The organism is Parapedobacter luteus, from assembly GCF_900168055.1.
Taxonomy (GTDB): domain Bacteria; phylum Bacteroidota; class Bacteroidia; order Sphingobacteriales; family Sphingobacteriaceae; genus Parapedobacter; species Parapedobacter luteus.
Map to the genome: position 1 here is coordinate 1 of NZ_FUYS01000012.1, position 16,549 is coordinate 16,549.

Genomic DNA, 16,549 nt, shown 5'->3' on the forward strand with positions numbered 1-16,549 from the left:
CCAGATCGGCCGAAGGTACCTCCAGCCGCACACCGTTGGGATAAATAACCGATAAGACACAATGGCCTGCCCTCTTGGGTGAACCCATCGGAATAAAGCCATTATCCCCGCCGGATTGATCCTCTTTCCAGCGACTGATCCAATAACCGAACTTACCCACGGTGATGCCATGCTGAAGGCAGAACTCCTGCCGGGTCAAACCACTCTCACGCCACTGACGGACAAGGGTAAACATGTAGTCTCTACGCTCTTTCATATCAATAATATTTAGCCCGTAAAACTACAGCGGATCAATTAATCAATAAAGATGTACTTGGTCGGGCGGATACTCATATAGCGTGCTGTTCGTAAAATAATTTAGTTGGCGTTGGCTTGACTTTTCTTGTGTGGCCAAGCTAATAAGATATGAAGTATATTCCGTGTCCAGTCGAAAGGTCGGGAAAAACTCCCCGGAGAGTTCAAGACATGTTTTTAATTCATCCGTCTTTCCCAAAGCCACTCCGGCAAACTTTCCGTATGGTGTAGGCCGTCCGGCCATCCTATTGACATACTTATACAGGGATGTCAGCAGCTTACTTTTTGACGGAGTGTACTCACTTCCAAGATGGTTTACCAATTCACGAAAAAGGTCTTCACTTGCAACGTAAATGGCATCAAGGATTTCAGGGTTCAACAACAAACTGTTTACATAGTTCCAAGCATCTTCTTTGCTGTCAAGCCTATTTAATCTATGAATGACAGAAGATGGTAAACGTGGAGTACGTAACAGGAAGAAATTGAAATCCCTGAATCTTGGTGTCATATCAGTCCTTTAGATGTTTGGCCAACACCTCATCTACGCAACGGTTGAAACTATCGTACGATACGGGCTTAAATAGTTCATAGATGTCTCCTTTGGGCAGGATACCCCGAAAAAGATTTGGCGGGGTACCTGACACAATGACGATGCTTGCATTCGATGGGAGTTTTCCGAAATGAAAGTCACCACATGCTCCCGGAGGAATAAAAAGGTCGAGGAAAATGATGGAGGGCGTATGTTTAACCAGTATATCCTTTACTTCCGAAAGTTCACTTACGACAGCAAGCAGTACCAGATCGTCTCTCCGACCAATGTAATCCTCCATCATTTCGATAGCCAATGCTTCATCCTCGATCAGCAAACAGGTAGTACGGTTAAACTTACTATACATTACAAGAAAGCCTCGCTATTTTTAAAGCCTCTGTTATCAGATAACTTATTTACCACCCAGTATAGAGGTGGTCATCGATGTTGTAAGGGTTATTGTATAAAGACCTTCGACTTCGCCCCAGAAATTCCCATAATTTGAGTTTTCAATGTGATCCGCACTGCAGACCACTTCTCTTTCGATTTGAAGAAATTGTTCGATTTGATTTTTGTTTAGCATTTCCATGATAATAACAATTAGATTTTCAATAAAATTTTATGCTAAACTGGATGAACCAATGGACTCCTAAAAATTTTTTCGACCAACTACAAATTGAACATCACAAAAGATGATTTTAGCACCATATCATATTTTCACCTTTTTTTATCTAATTGATTATATTTTAGTTGTCTGTTTTTAAAGAAATCGTGTGTTAGGGTTGTTTCGCGGTGGTAGAAGAGTCGTATTATAACATACAATCCGCAAAAGAAAAGAGGAAAGTTGTTAACTATTTACCTATAGGAGAGTTTATTGAAAATATTAGAACAAACATTGACTGGCACCCGGCATCACTTAAAACCAGAACCATGTATTCTCAAAATTAATTAAAACTATTTTGGCATTCTTGGCCTCAGGAGGATTAATTCAGTAAGTATCAGTGATTCATTTTCTGAACTCAAATGGAAGTGCGATTCTTGTGCAGAGTCGCACTTTTTTTATTTAAAGGAGAATAGTGACGCATGTATCTTTATCTCCTGATTTTATACCTCACCGTGCCGCCGATTTTCATGTCCCTTGTGCCGAAAAAGCCCGCCTCGGCTTCAATCACATCGCGATTCTTCAACGGTATCTGATATCCGGCCCCTAAACTTTTATATAAACCATACGCATGCCCTCCGTCCGAGATACTACCATCAGACAAGTTGGTATAATAATCGTCATATCCCACACCGAGTGCCGTAGCGAGGTAAAAGCCGCCCATGTAATACCTTGCTCCGACATTGAGCGAATACTCCTGATGAATACGAACATCGCCATAGACATGCGTACCATCCAGTTCACCCCAATAATCACCGGAAACATCTTTCCTTGTCCTTTCATACATGAGCGCAGTCGTAAAACCGAATTTTTGAAAAGGTCGGTATTCATACATTAAACCGCCTCCATATGCCAATCCCTTGGTGTCAAGGTTATATCCAGCCATGGGGCCGAAGCTGAAATTATGCTTTGGCGGGGTAAAAGTATCCTGCGCATTTGCAACCCATATCCCTGAAAAAAACAATAAGATCAAGACAAGATTCTTTAGACTCATAATCGAAGTTTTAGCGTTTGATAACTTTTTAATTACCAACGAAAATAGAATCAAAAAACCTGAAAATCACCTATTTTAACATTTTTAACTTTTTAGGCCGCAAATACTACGCACGAAACAATGAAGTGGTCCGAATAACCATCCTTATTCAAAATCCACTTGAACTTTCAGTCCAATCACTGGCGAATAAACGCCGTACAGTGGTGTGGAGAGCATTGCCGGACTAACCCTGGCGGCAAGGTTTTCACTGATGCTCCATCGATTTTTTAATATATCAGAAACGTATGCTTCGACAGCGTTCAATCCCCACCATCCGACCGCAAGCAGCACTGTTAAATCCCGGTTTCTCCGATGTGCATCTTTTGCATTGGTAAATCGCGTTGTCTGTATTTCATCGCCGAACTGATATAATGACCATGGAGGTGGTGCATCATTGTGCAGTATCCGGTATTGGGCTTCAGCCAAATACGTTTTATAATAATTTTGGTTAAAATTATAAATCAAAACTCCCGCCACAAAACCGCCATAAATCACGGGGACCTTAACCCACCAGAGGCCACCATTGGTATATTGTCCCCATCCCGGTACAATAAGGGATCGTTTCCAGACCTTGGCCGTCCTCGCCTCCATGGCAAGGCGGGTGGAGTCTTTTAATAATTCGTCTTTAGCAGTATCCTCTATTGGGAAGAAGCCCGAGTCGAATGTTCTTACAAAGAAATATTCACTTCCTTTCACTGTACAAGATATGGGCGGTATCGCAAAAATTAAGGCGAAAACAAAAAGAAATTTCATGATAGGTTCATTAAGGGCTGCTATCGCAATTTTAGCAAAAGTATTCATAATTCTTCAATATCTTATAACGGGTGTTGTAGCAGTTCTGCTACTGCATATACCGTACTTATCACCGGTACTGCTCAGCAATTGCTTCTGCCTTGCTCCGTGCCTGACTCACTATTAATATAGTATTAATAGAGGTTTAATAAAGGGTTGATAAAGGTTTAGTAAAGATTATACCTTTACTAAACCTTTATCAATACACTATTTTATCATTATTATTTCTATATTTGTAGAGAATCAGGTACAAAGCAGGTAATACGGAGGTACAACTATGGCTACTACAAGAAGCGGAATAAACGGAGTCTTTATTGGAAAAGTAGGCTCGATTGTCGGGTACGAACTCGGCGGGAAAAACGTCATTCGTGCAATAGGCAGGCGCACGAAACCCTTTTCCAAGCTGGAATTATTGAACCAAGCGAAGATGAAGGCCGTATCGGAATTCCTGCGCCCGATCAAACTCTACATAAAGTTCGGGTTTCAGCATGAAGTACCTCCAGGCAGCCACGCCGGTGCTTTTCAGCTGGCGCAATCGTACACCCGCAAAAATGCGATCGAACTGGATGAACAGGGATCCCCATTCATCAACCCGGCAAAAGTGCTGATCTCAAAAGGCGAGTTGGATCCACCGTTGAATTGCACCGTCGAACGGGACGGCAACCGCCTGACGTTTCGTTGGGATTACATTGACAAAAAACAAAGCCCCACTGACCGACTGGTGATATTGTTATACAACCCCGAGGAGCCTATCCGCATCTTCAAGGACCTTGGAGGCAAGCGGAAAGCGCAGCAGGAGGAATGGGAAATCGAATCGTTGCATTTATTCCCCGCGCCGATTCATGCTTATGCCGCATTCCGGAGCACATGGCCTGACCAGATTTCCAATAGCGTGTATTGCGGCGTGATTCCGCAGTAAGGCAACCGTGGTGGCCATTGTTTATTGCGTGCTATAGCCGGTATCTTGTCCTTCGTAATCAAGTTTGTAGTCACCGATATGCTTTTCACTTCGCGCAATTTTCTTCTTGTGGACAAAGTAGTTGACCACGCCGGCAACCAACACCACTGCGGAAATGGCAAAAAAGACGTATTCATAGACGTGCCCGCCGGGCAATTCCAGCAACCGATCGACCGATATCCCAGCTATCGCGAAATACATGGCCGTACGCAAGAAAGAAAGGAATGTCGACTGATTGGCCAGTATCGTGCGTTGCAAGGCAAGTCGTTCGCGCAAAATCAGATCCTTGTTCATGAGCTCAAAGGTAAGCCAATCCTGCATTTTCGTCAAGATCCCGGCTGTGCTCAGCATACCAAACAATCCAGCGGTACCGAAGTTAATTACAAGGAGGTAAAATAACATGAACACATTTATCGAATTAATCAATGGCGACAAGCCCGTATTGGTAGACTTCTTTGCCACATGGTGCGGTCCTTGCAAGACACAAGCACCAATTTTAGAAGAGGTGAAACAACGTATCGGTGATGGTGCATCCATTATCAAGATTGATGTGGATAAAAATCCATCGGTCGCTGCCAAATACCAGATACGGGGTGTGCCTACGCTAATGATTTTCAAAAATGGTGAAATAAAATGGCGGCAATCGGGCGTATTTCCCGCTCATGAATTGGAACGGCTACTAAAGGAAAACGTATAATTTGTGCGCTACAAAGCCACCAGTCGGGCCACAAACATACTATCTGCCCGGTGATCGTACCCTTGCAGCGTCTCCATGTGTTCAAGGTGGAGCCGATGGTGTTGCTGTAAATACCTTACGACCTCCTCATTTTCTGCTGCAAATACCGAGCAGGTGATGTAAATCAACGGCTTGCCGGGTTTCAGGTGTTTTACCGCCTGTCCGGCGATTTGCTGCTGTAGCGCCCCGAAACGTTGGATAGTCCCAGCCTGAAAAGCCGTAATCATCTCAGGAGTCCGGCCCCAGGTGCCCGATCCCGAGCAGGGCACATCGAGGATAATGCCGTCAAACTGCTCCTTTCCGAGTACAGCTGCCGTATCCCCTTTGGTAAGATCGATGATTTTCTGCCGGTATGATCGGATACCCGCTGCCTGAAAGCGCTCATCAAGGTTGCGCAGGATGCTGCTGCGTATATCAGACACCAGCAACTGCACGCCGGGGCAGTTGTCCAACAGCAGGAGTGACTTCCCTCCTGCTCCCGCGCAGGCGTCCCACCAGCTTTCACCGCGGGAAGCCTTAAAAAATCCACCTGTCCTTTGTGATGAATAGTCCTGCACCTCATACTTGCCGGCAAGGCCGGGAACACGTGCCAATGCGGTACCGTTGGGCAATGCCACGGTAAAATCGCCTATTCGCCGAAAGTCAATGCCTGCATTTTCAAGCGCACCAATGACATCGGCCGCGTAGCGCGGCCGCAAACGGAGAAAAAGGTCCGGCTGTTCAAACAAACTGAGGAGGAATCTATGCGGGTCAATACCCGATGACAACTGATTCAGAAAAGGAAAGACGTCCACTAAGCGGAATGGGGTATGCGTTTCCAGCAAGGCTATCTTCTCTTCCAACGGGGCTTGAATAGCCGGATAAAGCGCGGGCAGCAACAGTTCGGCTACGGCACTATCCGCACTGCATAAAAATTCAGCAATGGCCAGTTGCAGCGAAAATTCCGATTGCCTGGCCGCATGTCCAATCCGGAAATAATGGTATGCCAGGCGGGAGGCCATGCGCCTGTCTTTGGAGCCCATCTGGGGATTCCGCTTATAAAATCCTGTTAGGAAACGGGCCAATGGCGTACCCTTTTCTTCCTGTTGGTATGCCAACAATAGGCGTTCAACCGTTCGGATTTGCTGGTTTATCCGCTGTTCCGTTGACATCACGGCATGACGTTTTAATTCAGCGGTTGGAAATCACCACTCCGGTATTGCAAGATAGCTATCGCATTATTTACATATCCCCAGGAGGGGTTGTATTCAAATTTAAATGCGTTGTGCAAGCCGGTGTATTCCTCCTGAACGATATGCTCCCTATATTCGGCGCCATACTTAGCCAGTAAGCCACCAAAATAGCGGGCAGCATCATACCCTTTGTAGGCAAATTCAGTGGGTGCTATCCCAAATTCCTGCCGGTACAGCTGATTGAAACTGCGCACATCAGACGCCTGCGTATTTATGTAATAAGAGGTCGTGATGGCCGTTTGAAAGGCACCTAACCCGTCATTTTCATCAAACGGCAACTTGGCCCAATTCGGGTGTCCAAACAAATTGATCCGATAGGAAAGTTCGTCCTGCAGCTTATGCAAATGCGCCAAGACCGGTGAAATCTGGTATTTATTGGCGGTGCCTAAAACCACCAAATTCTTTCCCGATAAGTGGATGCTGTTTTCCAGACTGGCTTCATCCTGCACTTCCACCACTTTGGCGTTCTTCTTAATACGCTGTATTTCGACCTTCAGCGGTGATAAAAACTGCCGGCTGGCGGCATCCTGCGTATTGTATAGCACGATGACATCCCCCGTCTGGTATTGCTTCGTAATATGCGCGGCCAATGTGTGCACATGCGCCGTAATCGGAGCCGTGATAGTCACCAAATTGGGCAAATTGAACTCCGAAGGCATGCTGGCTGCCAAGGGTGAAATCTGCAACGCATCGGACAAGGCTGCGTTAAAACCAAACACCTGTATCTCTTTTGGATACACGGGGCCTACGATCAATGCTGCATTTTGTACTTCTTCCAGCTTTGCAATACGGGCATTTTCGCCTGCATCATCGCGCGTATCCAGCACATTGACTTTGAAATTGACACCCTGCTCCGCTAATGCGTCCAAGCCTAATTTAAAGCCCTGAAAAAAATCCAGTGCTAACGCGGACCGTTTAATATCTTCGGCACTTGGTGCATGCGGATTGGCCTTGTTCAATTCAAAAGGCAACAGCAGCGCAATCCGCTTTACATCCACTTTTTCCGCGTCGGTGACGGCTTTGTCCGCTTCCTTTTTATCCTTATCAGCAGGTGTGTCGGTCTTAGGGGGAGCACTGCTTCCCGAGCCACGCAGTACGCGCACTTTGGGCGTACATCCCATGATGAACAGTGCTATCACAATGCCAATGAGATATTTATTCCCACTCGATGGTAGCCGGAGGCTTCGAACTGATATCATATACAACTCTGTTTATCCCCTTTACATGATTGATTATCTCATTTGATATTTTTGCCAGCAAATCATACGGCAAATGTACCCAATCCGCCGTCATGCCATCCAGCGAGCCGACCGCGCGAAGTGCCACAACGTGCTCGTACGTACGCTCGTCTCCCATGACACCCACCGACTGCACGGGCAGAAAGATGGCACCGGCTTGCCAAACCTGATCATACCAGCCGGACTCGCGCAGGTTGCGGATATAGATATCATCAGCTTCCTGCAATATCCGTACCTTTTCGGGCGTGATTTCGCCTAATATCCGTATCGCAAGCCCGGGGCCCGGGAAAGGATGCCGGCCTAATATATTTGGTGCGACGCCAAGCGCCTTGCCCACCCTGCGCACTTCGTCTTTGAAAAGTGTATTCAAGGGCTCCACCACCTTTAGCTTCATAAAGTCAGGCAAACCGCCAACGTTGTGGTGGGATTTGATGGTGGCGGAAGGTCCTTTCACCGAGATGGATTCAATGACGTCGGGATAAATGGTTCCCTGGCCAAGCCATTTTACTTCCACGCCTTCAGGTAGTTCGGCCTGCACCGCATGGGCAGCCTCGTCAAACTCGTCGATAAATGCAGCACCGATGACCTTACGCTTTTGCTCCGGCTCACTTACACCGGCCAGCTTTTGGTAAAACCGTTCTTTGGCGTTGACACCTTTGATATTGAGCCCCATATGCTGGTAAGATTCCAACACCTGCTCATACTCATTTTTGCGCAGCAGCCCGTGATCGACAAAAATGCAATGCAGATTTTTACCGATGGCCTGGTGCAGCAATACAGCAGCTACGGTAGAATCCACGCCGCCCGACAGGGCCATGATGACATGGTCATTACCCAGTTTTTCCTTCAGCGCCGCGACTGTCGTCTCGACAAATGCATCGGCCGTCCACGACGGTGTACAACCGCAAATATCGATGACAAAATTCTTCAGCAACGTCGTGCCGTCTGTACTATGAGTCACCTCAGGATGGAATTGTATGCCGTAAGTCTGGCTGCCTTTGATGTGGTAAGCGGCTACCTTCACCTTATCCGTACTGGCAATCACCTCGAACTCCTCGGGGATAGCCGAAATGGTGTCGCCATGGGACATCCACACCTGCGAATCTATCGGGATATCCGCCAGCAACGGATTGCCGTGATCCACGAAATGAAGATTCGCACGCCCATATTCACGGATGGTGGATGCGATGACTTCACCGCCAGAATGCTGGGCGATATACTGTGCACCATAGCAAACGCCCAATACCGGAAAGCGGGCCTGCAATGCGCGGAAATCAACTTGCGGTGCGTCATCCTGACGCACCGAATAGGGACTTCCGGAAAGAATAACGCCTTTTACGGTTTCGTCGAAATCAGGCAGATGGTTATACGGATGAATCTCACAATACACATTCAGCTCCCGTACCCGGCGTGCGATCAATTGGGTATATTGGGAGCCGAAATCAAGGATAATGATCTTTTCTGGCATGGGCCAAAGGTACGGATTAGCACTGAGATTTGCGGTATCCCGCTTCGATTTGGTAAAATCTTTATCAACGTCAATCCATGACTGCCCGAACTTTAAAGTGAAATGTGCCTGTTACATATTTCCCTTTCTCCGTGCCTGCAGATTTAATCAACGTTATTTTCAGTACCTGCCGCATTGTCGTCAAATGCCGAACAATCGAATCGTTTAAATAAAAAACCCTTGTCCTACATAAGCGTGAGACAAGGGCTGTTATGCGGGTTGGGCGAAAAGCTACAGCTTGCTGTTTACATCCAACGCATTCAATTCTTCAAAGGCCTGCGTAAGGCGTTTCACGAAGCTCTCTTCTCCCTTACGCAACCATACGCGGGGGTCATAGTATTTTTTGTTGGGGGAATCCGGTCCTTCCGGATTGCCAATCTGGCCTTGCAGGTAGCCTTCTTTGGATTGGTAATACCCCCGTATACCGTCCCAGAAAGCCCATTGCATATCGGTATCGATGTTCATCTTGATGGCACCGTATGAAATGGCCTCGGTAATTTCTTCGGGCGCAGAGCCTGAACCGCCGTGGAAAACAAAGTTGACCGGCTTTTCGGCCGACAGGCCAAACTTATTGCGGATATATTCCTGTGAATTGTGCAGGATGACAGGCTGCAATTTCACGTTACCGGGTTTGTATACGCCGTGTACGTTGCCAAATGCTGCGGCGACCGTAAACTTATCACTTACTTTGCTCAGTTCTTCGTATGCATACGCAACTTCCTCCGGTTGTGTGTACAGCTTTGAACTATCAACATCTGTGTTGTCCACGCCGTCTTCCTCGCCTCCTGTTACACCGAGTTCGATTTCTACGGTCATACCAAGAGGCTTCATCCGCTCCAGGTATTTCTTCGATAGCTCGATATTCTCCTCAATAGGCTCCTCAGACAAGTCGAGCATGTGTGACGAAAATAACGGTTTGCCATATTGCTTGAAAAAGCGCTCACCGTAGTCAAGCAAGCCATCGATCCAGGGAAGCAGTTTTTTTGCCGCATGATCTGTATGAAGAATAACGGCCACACCATAATGCTCGGCCAGTAAGTGGACGTGCTGTGCCGCCGAAACCGCGCCCAGTATGCAAGCGTTCAATCCGTCATTGTTTAAGGTTTTTCCGGCAAAAAATTGGGCACCGCCATTGGACAATTGGATTATTACCGGAGAATTGACCGCTTTGGCGGTTTCCATCACGGCATTGATAGAATTGGTACCGATTACGTTGACAGCTGGCAACGCAAACTGATGAGCCTTAGCTACCTCAAAAAGTTCTTGTACGGCATCACCGGTGACAACTCCTTTAAAATCTTTCAAACTCATGGTATTATTTTATTTTTTTATGGCTTCGAAAGTAGGGATAATTTTTTTAAATACGTAATTCCGTTGTCTTTCTGTGCGGCTTTCGCTCAATAACGCAGGGCTATCCCGCCATAAAAATTCCGTGTTGGGGCAGCGTTGAAAAAGCGGCCGCCGAACGCATTGATATCATTGCCAAGGCTATATTTTTGGTTCAGTAAGTTATCGCCGCCAACAAACACCTGGAATCTCAATTTCCGGTTCAGTGCGGTGTCCCAGCTTACTTTAGCCTGCAAGAGGTGATACGCGTCTGCAAATACGGTATTGGCGTCATTCAACGGGATGGATGCCGTGTAATTATGCATGATATAGCCGCTGATTCCCAATGGAAACTGCGCCAATATGCTGCTGACCACCGTACTGGCTGGTACGCCTGTGAGTTTGTTGCCGGTAAAATTGTCGTCTCCCACCCGGTAGTCGCCAAAACGGAACCTGCTCAATGTAAGGTTGGTTCCCACCTGTAGGCCGCGCAAGCCGCCCTGATAGCGGGGTTCCACAGCCCATAGTACAGCCGAAAGTTCGGCGCCCCGTTGATCGACCTCGCCGGCATTGTCGAAAAACTCCGCACCTGTCTCCCGCAACTGACGGATAATTGCATCATCCATGCGGTAATAAAATAGTGAGCCATCCACAAAAGCCCGGCGATTGCTGGTCTGCCAACGGAAACCGACCTCATAGTTCCAGCCGGTTTCCGCCCGTAATGCCGTATTGATGATGTTATCCGATGGCCGTATTTCAGCAATTGTGGGCGGCGAATACCCACGCGAAACAGACAGCCGACTGGCCAACCGCGGCGTGATCAGATAGGATAGCGCCACCCGTGGCATCCATGCCGCGTCAAATTGCCGATCATTGAATGAAGATTCATTTCCTGGAAAAATAGATTGATACCGATAGCGGTAATCATTAAGGCTGAGCGCGGCTTCCATCGTCAGTCGGCTGCGTACGTCGGCGCTAAGGCGCACGAAGTAAAAGTGCTGTTGGCTCTTCAAGGCATCGATGGCCTGTTCATCGCCGCGCATGCCACCATGGTTATCGTAGTTGGCGATATCCGTACCGCCATGCTGCCATTCGAGCCCAGCATTGAATCGCCAGGAAAAGGTCTCCGGATCGCCATCAGCATAATCGATATAAGTCCGTAGCCCGATGTTGTATTCATCCCGGATTTCATAATTGGTGATAAACGGGTTGCTAAAATCGGTATGCGTACCGAAAATGCTGGCCACATGCCTGAGCTTCGCGCTGATTTGTGCCTCATGCACGATTCCGCCTACCAACGTTTTATTGACAATGCCGGCCTGTTGTTCCAATGCGCCGGGTATTGCCGGCGTGGCCGGACGGGCCAGCCTCGGATCTTCATGGTATTGCGCCTCCGTCAATCCCCCCGGGGTGCGGTATCGCAAGTCAGAATACAAGGCAATCAAACGCAATTCATTGGCCGGCGTATAGTTCCATCGTTGTACGGTCTGAAAGGCAGCCCGTTTCATCGACGAATTTTGGCGGTACCCGTCTGCACGCTGGTAGGCCTGGCTGAACCCAAACCGGTACGTCGATGATGGGCGGAGCTCGGTTGTCAGTTGTTCTTGAAACAGCCCGAACGAACCTCCGTTGATACGCAGCGAGGCCCGATCGCCAGCTTCATTGGACATGCCCACTGGCCTGATGAGTACGACACCGCCCGAATTGGCACCAAAAAGGCTTCCATCGGGCCCTTTCAAAACCGCTATACGATCCACACCGTCCGCATCCAACAGGTTTAAATAGGTATTCCCCCCCGCGTCGGTAAGCGGTATTTCATCCAGGTACACTTTCACATTCCGCACACCGAACGGCGATCGCAATAAGCTGCCCCGAAGCGAAAGCCGGTAACTGCCCGGTGAACGTTCCTCCATCCGGACGCCCGGCACCATATTGAAAGCCGGCAGCAAGGTGTGGCCGCTCTGTTGTTCAAGTGTACTGCGGCTGACGACCCCCGCCGAAGCGGTAAGCCGCAACAACGGCTGCTCAACAAAATATGCCCGTACCGTTACTTCCTCAAGGTGGGTTGTGGTGTCTTGGGCTGACCAGGCGAAAACTGGCAACGAAAACGCAATGAAAACAAAGGTGATGGCACGTATCATCATGGGTATCCAAAGTTTGGACGAAGTTAATCATTATGCACACATCATGTACGTGTGCTGCCGTTTGTAACATGAATTAAACTTTATTTCGCGAAAATGGTCTAATCAATAAGCACACATCGGAATGGAGGGAAAGATAATCATGAGAACAATCCTTGCTTTTATCTTAATCGGCAGTACAATTGCCGCGTTCGCACAGCGGACAGAAGATACTACACGTCAAAATAAGACCATACATATATCGAAGCTGGAGATCGGCAAGAAGAAAAAAGAGGTGTTTACAGGAAGGGATTCGTCGTTGATTGTGCGTATCGACACGTTGATCATGAACGATCGCAGTCAGTTGGTGTTTTACGGCAAAAAGGACGTAGCGCTTCACGTAGCGCACGCGGAGATAGGCAAACGCGCCTACATATTCGGCACCGATGGCAAAAACAACGGCACCGATTTTGACATCGATATGCGGCTGGAAAAACTGGGTGCATTGTATGTTTTAGCCGGAGGCCATGACGCCAATAACAATGGGTCGCGCACGTTTCCAAACGGGAATGGCGGCCGTGTAAATTTCACCTACGACAGCACGGGCATCGTGCCGCAGACAGGCGATAAAAAAGCGTCCCACTACCTGCAAATTGATACCCGTGCGGGTGGATATCGTGTTAATCCGCAGAATGACCTCAACAACATCTATAGCCTGATTAATCTGGGCGTGCGGGGAAGGCCGCTGGGCAACCTGGCACAGGGTACGGTATATTCGGGCTCTCCCGGACGAGACGGCAAAAGTACCGTGAAGGCAAGGGAGTAACGGTAGCTTATCGCTTACCGCTTAGCGCCTTTACTGCTCCTCCGATTTCGGGATACGTAAAGCGGAACCCCGCATTGCGGATTTTTTCGACCGACAGCCGGGCACTGCTGAGCAACATCTCGCTCATTTGGCCTAAAACTGCTTTCAGGATGCCGCGGGGAATGTTAGGTAGCCACAGCGGTCTCCCCTGTTGCTTCGCGATGAGGCGAATAAACGCCGAGAACGTAGCGGGTTCAGGCGCTGCCATGTTATAAACGCCCTGTATCCCAGGATGTTCGAGGGCGAAAATATACATCGCCACGGCGTCATCAATGTGTATCCATGGCATCCATTGTTTACCCGTGCCGGGCACCGCTCCCAAACCCGCGTTTACAAAACCGACGAGTTTGCGGTATATGCCGCCATCGTATGACAATACAACCCCGCTTCTTAATGAAACCGCCCGTATTCCCTGGTGGCGCCCTTTGCTCACCGCCCGCTCCCATTCCAAACACGTCTGTCCGAGGAAATCGTTAGCGGGGGCAATATCCTCGCTTATCCATCTATCCCCCATGTCGCCATAATAACCTGAAGCAGATGCGGATACAACGGTCCTGATCTCGTGCCCGATTTGCTTTTTCAGCAAGTCATACAGCAACACGATACTGTGTGTCCGGCTTTCCAGGATTGCCCGTTTCCGTTTGTTGCTCCAGGGTTGCGCGATGTTCTCACCGGCCAGGTGGATGATAGCTTGCGCTCCATCGACGCAGCGCGCGTCCACTTCGCCCGCCGAGATATCCCATTCGTAAACCCGCACATCCGGCAAACCAGAAGGCTGCTTCTGCCTACTTAGTACATTGACCGCATAACCACGGCGGACCAATGCTGCTACCAGCGCCCGGCCCACCAAACCACTTGCTCCAGTGACCAACACACGTTTTTCCATAATCAAGCCAGTTAAAGTGCAAACAAAGCCTATGGCAAGCCCAGCGCATAGCGGAGCGATGCACTGAACGGTGCCAACTTCGCCGGATAGAGCCGGTTCAGACCGTTATTCAATGCCACTAAATCCCTCCCCATATAAACAATAAATGCGGCCGTAACGTCTTGTTCAAACTTATAGATATGCCGCCCCAAAAAAACCGACATGGGCACGCCCAATCTCGGCAATGCCCACACTTTCTTTTTTAACTTGGCTACGTCTAAGTAACGTTCAAAAGCTTCTTTGTAGGTCATGATTTCCGGCCCTCCCACATCAAAGGTCTGCCCATAGGCATCGGGGTCGAGCAGCATCTTATTGAAATAGGCACATACATCCAATAAATGAATGGGCTGGCAACGGCTCGTGGCAAATTCTTTGGGAAGAACCACCAGTTTTTGCTTCGCCAGATTCGACATGATATTCATCAATGCAGAACCTTTACCTATAATATTACTGATCCGTACCACGGTGTAGTCCAATCCGCTTTTGCTGATATACGACTTAATCTTGCTGACGCTCTCGTCGGCAAGCTTGGTCACATAAATCAAATGCCGGCAGGTCGTAAGCTTTAGCGCGCTGACGTATTTCTGCAACGCAATTAACTCCATTTCCAGCCGGATGTCAATTTCGTTTACCGGCGATTGGTTAAAATACAACGCCACTTGGGTTTCTTTATCCAACCCTGCGGGCAGTGTACCCCGGAATAAATCGCCTTCAATCAAATTGATGCCATACCGCTCAGGTACGTGCTTATAAAAAAACTTCTTACTCCTAATCAGGCACGTCACCTGATGTTCCTCTTCGGCAAGGCATACGGCTATATTTCTCGCTAAATAATTATTAAGGCCGGTTATCAGGACTTTCATACGCTATTTATACCACTTAGGCGGGTTGGCTATTTTTATAGCAACTACAATTGAAACCAGTTTATGTTTCCGGTTATGGATAATTTTGTGCAAAATTAACATTTCTCCTTGTTTATAAAACGAATTGTGGTTTTATTGTCAATATTCCGTTGCTGGCCGTATAGATTATGGCGATAATAAACAATAAAGCCTATATTTGTAGAATTTAATCTCCTTTGAAGCATGGACAACAGGACAATTTTGGTTTGGTTCAGAAATGATTTACGCATTCATGATAATGAAATTCTACTCCGCGCAATCGAACGTAGCCAACGCATTGTACCTGTTTATTGTTTTGATCCGCGTTACTTTACTTCTACCAAATACGGTACCAAAAAAACCGGCGTGTTGCGCGCCGCATTTTTACGTGAAAATGTCCTGGCCTTACAGCAAATGCTTCAGCAGTTAGGGGGCGATCTGATTATCGCCCATGGCTATCCTGAAGTGGTGCTGCCTCAAATTGCCGAGAAATACCAAGTCGATGAAGTTTATCACCATCGGGAGGTGGCTTACGAGGAAACGCACATCTCCGCCCTGGTGGAGGAAGCATTATGGAAAATGCAGATCAATCTACGTCATTTTATCGGCCACACATTATACCATAAAGAAGACTTACCTTTTCCGATTAAAGACATTCCGGATGCTTTTGCGGTTTTCAAAAAAAAGACCGAACGGGAAAGCGCCATCAGGCCTCAACTGGGTAATCCCGATGCGGTACGCGTGCCTGAAGGGCTGGACACCGGCCGCCTCCCGGACCTGACGGAGCTCGGTTTTGATGAAGAAGAGATTCGACAGGCCTCCCAGCTAACGTTTAAGGGAGGTGAGTCCGTCGCATTGAAGCAAATGCATACCTATTTATATGATCAGCCGGCTCAGCCCGACTTTTCGCGCTTATCGCCCTACATTGCTGTCGGCGCATTATCACCTAATACCTTGTACCATGCAGCGAAAGAAGCGGAACACGCAATGGCGAAAAAACGGGTTGAACAAATTATACTTCGGTTATTGTGGCGCGACTATTACCGGTTTATGTTCAAGAAACACGGCAACCGCTTTTTTCAGATCGACGGCCTGACCGGCCATTCGCCGGAAATGCTTGAAGATGACGGGGCTTCTTTTGAGCAATGGAAAGCTGGAAACACGGGGAATCCTGCTGTGGATAAGGGTATACGCCAATTGAATGATACAGGACATATTCCCTATAATTATCGGATTATCGTCGCAGCCTATCTCATCCAGGAGCTGAAAGTCAATTGGCTTAAAGGCGCGGCCTGGTTTGAGGAAAAGCTCCTTGATTACGGGCCGTCCAATAACTATGGCAACTGGGCGCACCTCGCCGGGGTCGGAAGCAGCATGAAAGACAACAAGCCGATAGACATTAAAAAGTTGACCGCGCAACTTCATCCGAAGGAGGCATTCGCTTTTGAATGA

General features: G+C 48.0%; 17 protein-coding genes. 4 read left to right on the plus strand and 13 right to left on the minus strand.

Going from position 1 to position 16,549, the window contains the following annotated elements; genetic code table 11:
* The 5 genes from tnpA to B5X72_RS17700 form a co-directional block, all read right to left on the minus strand.
* Positions 1-256, minus strand: a 256-nt coding sequence (tnpA, locus tag B5X72_RS17675; protein ID WP_079718262.1) for an IS66 family insertion sequence element accessory protein TnpA, incomplete at its 3' end; no start/stop codon positions are given.
* A gap of 42 nt (positions 257-298) precedes the next feature.
* Entirely contained in the window at positions 299-802 is a 504-nt protein-coding gene (locus B5X72_RS17680) for a lantibiotic dehydratase (RefSeq protein ID WP_079718263.1), read from the minus strand.
* 1 nt (position 803) lies between these two features.
* Positions 804-1,190, minus strand: a complete 387-nt coding sequence (locus B5X72_RS17685) for a response regulator (RefSeq protein WP_079718264.1) — start codon at positions 1,188-1,190, stop codon at positions 804-806.
* Positions 1,191-1,914: 724 nt separating this feature from the next.
* On the minus strand, positions 1,915-2,478 hold the full coding sequence (locus B5X72_RS17690; RefSeq protein WP_139378770.1) for a hypothetical protein: 564 nt from the start codon (positions 2,476-2,478) through the stop codon (positions 1,915-1,917).
* A 144-nt stretch (positions 2,479-2,622) separates the two neighbouring features.
* Positions 2,623-3,318: a DUF5683 domain-containing protein gene (locus B5X72_RS17700; RefSeq protein WP_139378771.1), complete on the minus strand. Its 696-nt coding sequence runs from the start codon at positions 3,316-3,318 to the stop codon at positions 2,623-2,625.
* Between the two features lie 268 nt (positions 3,319-3,586).
* On the opposite strand from B5X72_RS17700, the gene B5X72_RS17705 reads away from it, so the two are divergent.
* Positions 3,587-4,228, plus strand: a complete 642-nt coding sequence (locus B5X72_RS17705; protein WP_079718268.1) for a DUF6266 family protein — start codon at positions 3,587-3,589, stop codon at positions 4,226-4,228.
* Positions 4,229-4,249: 21 nt separating this feature from the next.
* On the opposite strand, the gene B5X72_RS17710 is transcribed toward B5X72_RS17705, so the two are convergent.
* Complete coding sequence (locus tag B5X72_RS17710) at positions 4,250-4,669, minus strand: DUF202 domain-containing protein (protein WP_217698161.1); 420 nt, start codon at positions 4,667-4,669, stop codon at positions 4,250-4,252.
* On the opposite strand from B5X72_RS17710, the gene trxA reads away from it, so the two are divergent.
* Entirely contained in the window at positions 4,668-4,964 is a 297-nt protein-coding gene (gene trxA, locus B5X72_RS17715) for a thioredoxin (protein WP_079718269.1), read from the plus strand. The two genes, B5X72_RS17710 and trxA, sit on opposite strands and share 2 nt — an antisense overlap.
* Positions 4,965-4,972: 8 nt before the next feature.
* Here the strand turns inward: trxA and B5X72_RS17720 are convergent, their stop codons facing one another.
* From B5X72_RS17720 to B5X72_RS17740, 5 genes are all read right to left on the minus strand, one after another.
* Positions 4,973-6,154: an RsmB/NOP family class I SAM-dependent RNA methyltransferase gene (locus B5X72_RS17720; protein ID WP_079718270.1), complete on the minus strand. Its 1,182-nt coding sequence runs from the start codon at positions 6,152-6,154 to the stop codon at positions 4,973-4,975.
* A 14-nt stretch (positions 6,155-6,168) separates the two neighbouring features.
* A complete protein-coding gene (locus tag B5X72_RS17725; RefSeq protein ID WP_139378772.1) occupies positions 6,169-7,434 on the minus strand; it encodes an ABC transporter substrate-binding protein in 1,266 nt (421 codons plus the stop codon).
* Positions 7,391-8,941 (minus strand): glutamine-hydrolyzing GMP synthase, encoded by a 1,551-nt coding sequence (gene guaA / locus B5X72_RS17730; RefSeq protein WP_079718272.1) that lies wholly within the window; start codon positions 8,939-8,941, stop codon positions 7,391-7,393. The genes B5X72_RS17725 and guaA overlap by 44 nt, the downstream gene beginning before the upstream one ends.
* A 270-nt stretch (positions 8,942-9,211) precedes the next feature.
* Positions 9,212-10,291, minus strand: coding sequence for a class II fructose-bisphosphate aldolase (fbaA, locus tag B5X72_RS17735; RefSeq protein ID WP_079718273.1), 1,080 nt, complete (start codon positions 10,289-10,291; stop codon positions 9,212-9,214).
* A gap of 86 nt (positions 10,292-10,377) precedes the next feature.
* Positions 10,378-12,450 (minus strand): TonB-dependent receptor, encoded by a 2,073-nt coding sequence (locus B5X72_RS17740; RefSeq protein WP_233632700.1) that lies wholly within the window; start codon positions 12,448-12,450, stop codon positions 10,378-10,380.
* A 139-nt stretch (positions 12,451-12,589) separates the two neighbouring features.
* Here B5X72_RS17740 and B5X72_RS17745 point away from each other — a divergent pair, with 139 nt between their 5' ends.
* Positions 12,590-13,252 carry a hypothetical protein gene (locus tag B5X72_RS17745; protein ID WP_245826995.1) on the plus strand — a complete coding sequence of 221 codons (663 nt, stop codon included), beginning with the start codon at positions 12,590-12,592 and terminating at the stop codon, positions 13,250-13,252.
* Positions 13,253-13,259: 7 nt separating this feature from the next.
* Here the strand turns inward: B5X72_RS17745 and B5X72_RS17750 are convergent, their stop codons facing one another.
* Positions 13,260-14,177 carry a TIGR01777 family oxidoreductase gene (locus B5X72_RS17750; RefSeq protein WP_079718275.1) on the minus strand — a complete coding sequence of 306 codons (918 nt, stop codon included), beginning with the start codon at positions 14,175-14,177 and terminating at the stop codon, positions 13,260-13,262.
* A gap of 29 nt (positions 14,178-14,206) precedes the next feature.
* Positions 14,207-15,079, minus strand: coding sequence for a Rossmann-fold NAD(P)-binding domain-containing protein (locus B5X72_RS17755; protein ID WP_079718276.1), 873 nt, complete (start codon positions 15,077-15,079; stop codon positions 14,207-14,209).
* 222 nt (positions 15,080-15,301) lie between these two features.
* On the opposite strand from B5X72_RS17755, the gene B5X72_RS17760 reads away from it, so the two are divergent.
* The gene (locus tag B5X72_RS17760; protein WP_079718277.1) at positions 15,302-16,549 is read left to right on the plus strand and encodes a DASH family cryptochrome; all 1,248 of its coding nucleotides are present in this window, start codon (positions 15,302-15,304) and stop codon (positions 16,547-16,549) included.

Coding starts and splice junctions, on each gene's coding strand:
- B5X72_RS17680 (WP_079718263.1), bottom strand. CDS start 802: ATGACACCAAGATTCAGGGATTTCAATTTCTTCCTGTTACGTACTCCA.
- B5X72_RS17685 (WP_079718264.1), bottom strand. CDS start 1,190: ATGTATAGTAAGTTTAACCGTACTACCTGTTTGCTGATCGAGGATGAA.
- B5X72_RS17690 (WP_139378770.1), bottom strand. CDS start 2,478: ATGAGTCTAAAGAATCTTGTCTTGATCTTATTGTTTTTTTCAGGGATA.
- B5X72_RS17700 (WP_139378771.1), bottom strand. CDS start 3,318: ATGAATACTTTTGCTAAAATTGCGATAGCAGCCCTTAATGAACCTATC.
- B5X72_RS17705 (WP_079718268.1), top strand. CDS start 3,587: ATGGCTACTACAAGAAGCGGAATAAACGGAGTCTTTATTGGAAAAGTA.
- trxA (WP_079718269.1), top strand. CDS start 4,668: ATGAACACATTTATCGAATTAATCAATGGCGACAAGCCCGTATTGGTA.
- B5X72_RS17710 (WP_217698161.1), bottom strand. CDS start 4,669: ATGTTATTTTACCTCCTTGTAATTAACTTCGGTACCGCTGGATTGTTT.
- B5X72_RS17720 (WP_079718270.1), bottom strand. CDS start 6,154: ATGTCAACGGAACAGCGGATAAACCAGCAAATCCGAACGGTTGAACGC.
- B5X72_RS17725 (WP_139378772.1), bottom strand. CDS start 7,434: ATGATATCAGTTCGAAGCCTCCGGCTACCATCGAGTGGGAATAAATAT.
- guaA (WP_079718272.1), bottom strand. CDS start 8,941: ATGCCAGAAAAGATCATTATCCTTGATTTCGGCTCCCAATATACCCAA.
- fbaA (WP_079718273.1), bottom strand. CDS start 10,291: ATGAGTTTGAAAGATTTTAAAGGAGTTGTCACCGGTGATGCCGTACAA.
- B5X72_RS17740 (WP_233632700.1), bottom strand. CDS start 12,450: ATGATGATACGTGCCATCACCTTTGTTTTCATTGCGTTTTCGTTGCCA.
- B5X72_RS17745 (WP_245826995.1), top strand. CDS start 12,590: ATGAGAACAATCCTTGCTTTTATCTTAATCGGCAGTACAATTGCCGCG.
- B5X72_RS17750 (WP_079718275.1), bottom strand. CDS start 14,177: ATGGAAAAACGTGTGTTGGTCACTGGAGCAAGTGGTTTGGTGGGCCGG.
- B5X72_RS17755 (WP_079718276.1), bottom strand. CDS start 15,079: ATGAAAGTCCTGATAACCGGCCTTAATAATTATTTAGCGAGAAATATA.
- B5X72_RS17760 (WP_079718277.1), top strand. CDS start 15,302: ATGGACAACAGGACAATTTTGGTTTGGTTCAGAAATGATTTACGCATT.